The 3,674-nt window shown below is 48.4% G+C and carries 4 protein-coding genes and 1 pseudogene; 1 reads left to right on the top strand and 4 read right to left on the bottom strand.

The window, feature by feature from the left end:
* The 3 genes and pseudogenes from WCG50_RS18185 to hemN form a co-directional block, all read right to left on the bottom strand.
* Positions 1-109 (bottom strand): annotated as a pseudogene (locus tag WCG50_RS18185) (tRNA dihydrouridine(20/20a) synthase DusA); the annotation flags it as partial.
* A gap of 82 nt (positions 110-191) precedes the next feature.
* Positions 192-869 carry a sulfite exporter TauE/SafE family protein gene (locus WCG50_RS18190; RefSeq protein ID WP_336901009.1) on the bottom strand — a complete coding sequence of 226 codons (678 nt, stop codon included), beginning with the start codon at positions 867-869 and terminating at the stop codon, positions 192-194.
* 10 nt (positions 870-879) lie between these two features.
* The gene (gene hemN / locus WCG50_RS18195) at positions 880-2,277 is read right to left on the bottom strand and encodes an oxygen-independent coproporphyrinogen III oxidase (RefSeq protein ID WP_336901010.1); all 1,398 of its coding nucleotides are present in this window, start codon (positions 2,275-2,277) and stop codon (positions 880-882) included.
* 140 nt (positions 2,278-2,417) lie between these two features.
* Here hemN and fnr point away from each other — a divergent pair, with 140 nt between their 5' ends.
* The gene (gene fnr, locus WCG50_RS18200) at positions 2,418-3,137 is read left to right on the top strand and encodes a fumarate/nitrate reduction transcriptional regulator Fnr (protein WP_336901011.1); all 720 of its coding nucleotides are present in this window, start codon (positions 2,418-2,420) and stop codon (positions 3,135-3,137) included.
* Between the two features lie 194 nt (positions 3,138-3,331).
* Here fnr and WCG50_RS18205 read toward each other — a convergent pair whose 3' ends face one another.
* Entirely contained in the window at positions 3,332-3,622 is a 291-nt protein-coding gene (locus tag WCG50_RS18205) for a FixH family protein (RefSeq protein WP_336901012.1), read from the bottom strand.
* Between the last annotated feature and the right edge of the window lie 52 nt (positions 3,623-3,674).

A 3,674-nucleotide genomic window follows, 5' to 3' on the forward strand; every position in this document is an offset into this window, starting at 1 on the left:
GCCGGGTCAACAGACGATGGAAATAACGGCAATGGCGATCGGTCCAATCCATCATGGGCGCAACGGACATCTTCCAGAAATCGGCGGGAACGGGTGTGGGGCTCAACATGGCGTGGATTATCCCAGCCGCGGCGGGGTGGCGCTATTTGAAGAACCGGGTCATAGTCCGATAGATCAGAATCCGTTGATCGTCAGGGTGGCATACAAAACAAGCCACCTTCACTGAAAAACGCCATCCATAGCGCCCAAGCAGAACTGACCGCCAAAGCCAGACCCGCTAACCGAACACCCCAGTCGCCAGCGCCTTTGCCGCTAAAGCGAAGCCAGAGCCAAGGGCCCGCCATCAGTGATACGCTGGTGCCCGCTGCAAACAGGGTCATGACAAATGCGCCATCCATCGCGTTTCCGGTCAGTGCAGCCACCAGCAGGGCCGAATAGAGCAACCCACATGGCAAAAAAGTCCACAAAACACCGATCACCAAGGGTGCGCCCCTGCCCCGACCATGAGCAATCGAGCGGGCAACATGCCAGACTTTGCGGCCGGCTTTTTCAAGCCAGACGGGTTGCTGCGCGTTCCACATCAATAACAATCCGAGTACCAAAGTAGCTACGTGGAAAAGAGTCCATACCGGTCTCAGTGCTGCGGTCTGAACAGACATCCAGCCCAAGCCTTGCATGGAAGCGGCGGCCAGTGCCCCAAGCGCGGAGTAACCCACTATCCGACCAGCCTGAAAACTCCACATGGCTGAATTTTTTCGATCACCTGCTGCCTGGCCGATACCGGCACAGGCAGCGCCACACATGGCAATGCAGTGCGGCCCACCGGCCAAACCCATAAGTAGCGCCGTAACGGCAAGAGATGACTGCATTTGAAAAAATTTAAATAATCTTGGAAAACCGTGCCCGCGTCAGGTCCGATTGCAAATACCGATCAAACACCATGGCCACAGCACGGACAGAATGCACACCGATCGGCGTGAGTTCAATGCCATGGTCATTAAATGTTACCAAACCATCAGCGACCATTGTTTTCAAGGCCTCCAACTCTGAAGCGAAGTATTTTTTAAACACAAGCAGATGAGCCAATTCAATGGATTCAAAAAGTACTTCACCATGGCAAATGAAAGACATGATGACCGCACGACGAACCAGGTCATCGCGGGACAAGCCCAAACCTCGAACCACGGGGAATAGACCTTGGTCAATAGAGTCAAAATAATCAGCAAGAATTTTTGAATTTTGACTGTAAGTGGCTCCAATACGGCTGATCGAAGAAACACCCAATCCGATTAAATCGCAATCTGGTTGAGTTCTGAACCCTTGAATATCTCGATACAGACGCCCTTGCCTTTTGGCAATGGCCAACGAATCAGTGGGTAATGCAAAGTGATCTATTCCCAAATGCACATACCCCGCCGCCAGAAAAGCAGCTATTGAACGTGAACGCATGTCGGCCTTGGCTAAGTCACCCGGCAACTCTGCAACAACAATTTTTCGTTGAGGCTTGAATCGCTCTGGACAATGCTCATAAGCAAACAGAGCAATTCGTTCGGGTCGTAGAGCGATAACCTGAAGCAATGTGCGATCAAACGATTCTGGGCTTTGAAGTGGCAACCCGTAAATGAGATCAATATTGATAGAGTCAAAACCGCGCTGACGAGCCGCCTCAACTAACGACAAAACCATTTCAGCAGCTTGCACACGATGGACCGCTTTTTGAACTATGGGGTCGAAATCCTGAATGCCAATACTTAAACGGTTAAATCCTAAATCTGCCAAGGTATTGAGCCTATCGGCATCAACAGTGCGCGGGTCTATTTCGATGCTGTAATCACCCTTGCTGGAAAATACAAAGTTGCGACGCAACATAGCCATAAATTCGCGCAGTTCCGCATCTGACAGAAAAGTTGGAGAGCCACCCCCTAAATGCAATTGCGAAACAGATTCTCCAATGCCCAAACGCGCGGTATGCAAATCAACTTCGCGACTCAAATACCGCAAATAAGGCGCTGATCGAGCGTGTTGTTTTGTGATAATTTTGTTGCAAGCGCAGTAATAGCACAACGATTTACAAAAAGGTATGTGTACATAAATAGAAAGAGGCTGCGCCATGACTGCAGCCCTGACACGCCTCAAATTCAAAGCCTGGGCGTACTCAGAAACCGAAAAAGCTTCGACAAATCGGTCCACGGTGGGATAGGAGGTATACCGTGGCCCAGACACGTCAATGCGTTGAATAAAATCATCGGAGCTTGTTTCATCTACCGTAATCTTCATAAATTTTCCTTGACAACGCCAGTAATATGCACCGGACAAAGAAGAGATTTTTTGATCCGAATCAAAATAACAAGGAGAAGAAGAACAGACGGCGCACTCAAAATCAGATCAAGCGAACAATTAGTGACAGAATCAATACTATGAATGCTCTAACCACAAACGTCGCTTGTTCCAACTGTAATTTGCAGGAATTGTGCATGCCACTGGGCCTGAGCAGAGAAGAGCTCGACCGCGTTGACGACATCGTTGCATCTCGGCGAAAGATCAAACGTGGAGCCACGCTTTTTCGCAATGGTGAAAAATTTACAAGTCTGTTCGCGATCAGAACAGGATTCTTTAAGACTTGCATTGCCTCTGAAGACGGACGAGACCAGGTAACTGGATTTCAAATGGCCGGTGAAGTCATTGGACTTGACGGCATCGTGAACGATCACCACACCTGCGATGCAATCGCACTGGAGGATGCAGAGGTCTGTGTCATGCCATTCGATCGAATTGAGGAGCTTTCGCGCGAGATTAATTCGCTGCAGCGCCACGTTCACAAAATCATGAGCCGGGAAATCGTGCGAGAGCACGGAGTCATGCTGCTTCTAGGCAGCATGCGGGCAGAGGAACGCCTTGCGACCTTCCTTTTAAACCTTGTACAACGTTTACATGCTCGTGGCTTCTCTCAGTCGGAATTAATACTTCGAATGACCCGTGAAGAAATTGGAAGCTACCTTGGATTGAAGCTAGAAACCGTGAGCCGTACTTTTTCAAAATTTGTTGAAGAAGGCATTGTTGAAGTGAAGCAACGCCACGTTCGAATCATCAACACAGAAGCTTTGAGTGACATCGTCAATCCTAAAGCTTGTAACTGAGTTGTGTTTGCGATTCAATTTCGCATAGCCATGACTTGATGAACCGACATAGCGATCATCAAACGCTTTCAGTTGACGTTAAACTTAAAACGTGAAACTTCAAATATATTAAAAAAACGACGCTGTTGAGTAGTCGTAGCAGGTAAATCTGGTAATTTCACACAAGCGAAAGTTGTGTGCGTGGTCGACTCACATTATGGTTTTTGCGCAGTTTGCGGCTTCAACACCACACCTGTTTGTGCGTGGTTTCGAGCCTGCAAAGCCGGTGCGTGACTAGCACTGTTTTCAGCAGTATTTTCCAGTGTTTTGTTAATCTCAACACCTTTGCGGTAATAGTCTTCCGTGACAAGCTCATCAGGCCTTGTGACAGCGAGGTACAAAGTAATGAAACTTGCAACAACAACAATTGCGGGCAAAGCGAACACCATCCATGCATGGCCAAATTTCCACCAAGGGGCTGATTGCTCAATAACGTTTTTGTTCATATCAATCCTTATCTAGGAACCATAAAAATGGACTTCTCGGTCAGGTGACCCG

Origin of the sequence: Rhodoferax sp., from assembly GCF_037143375.1 — a bacterium.
Taxonomy (GTDB): Bacteria; Pseudomonadota; Gammaproteobacteria; order Burkholderiales; family Burkholderiaceae_C; genus Rhodoferax.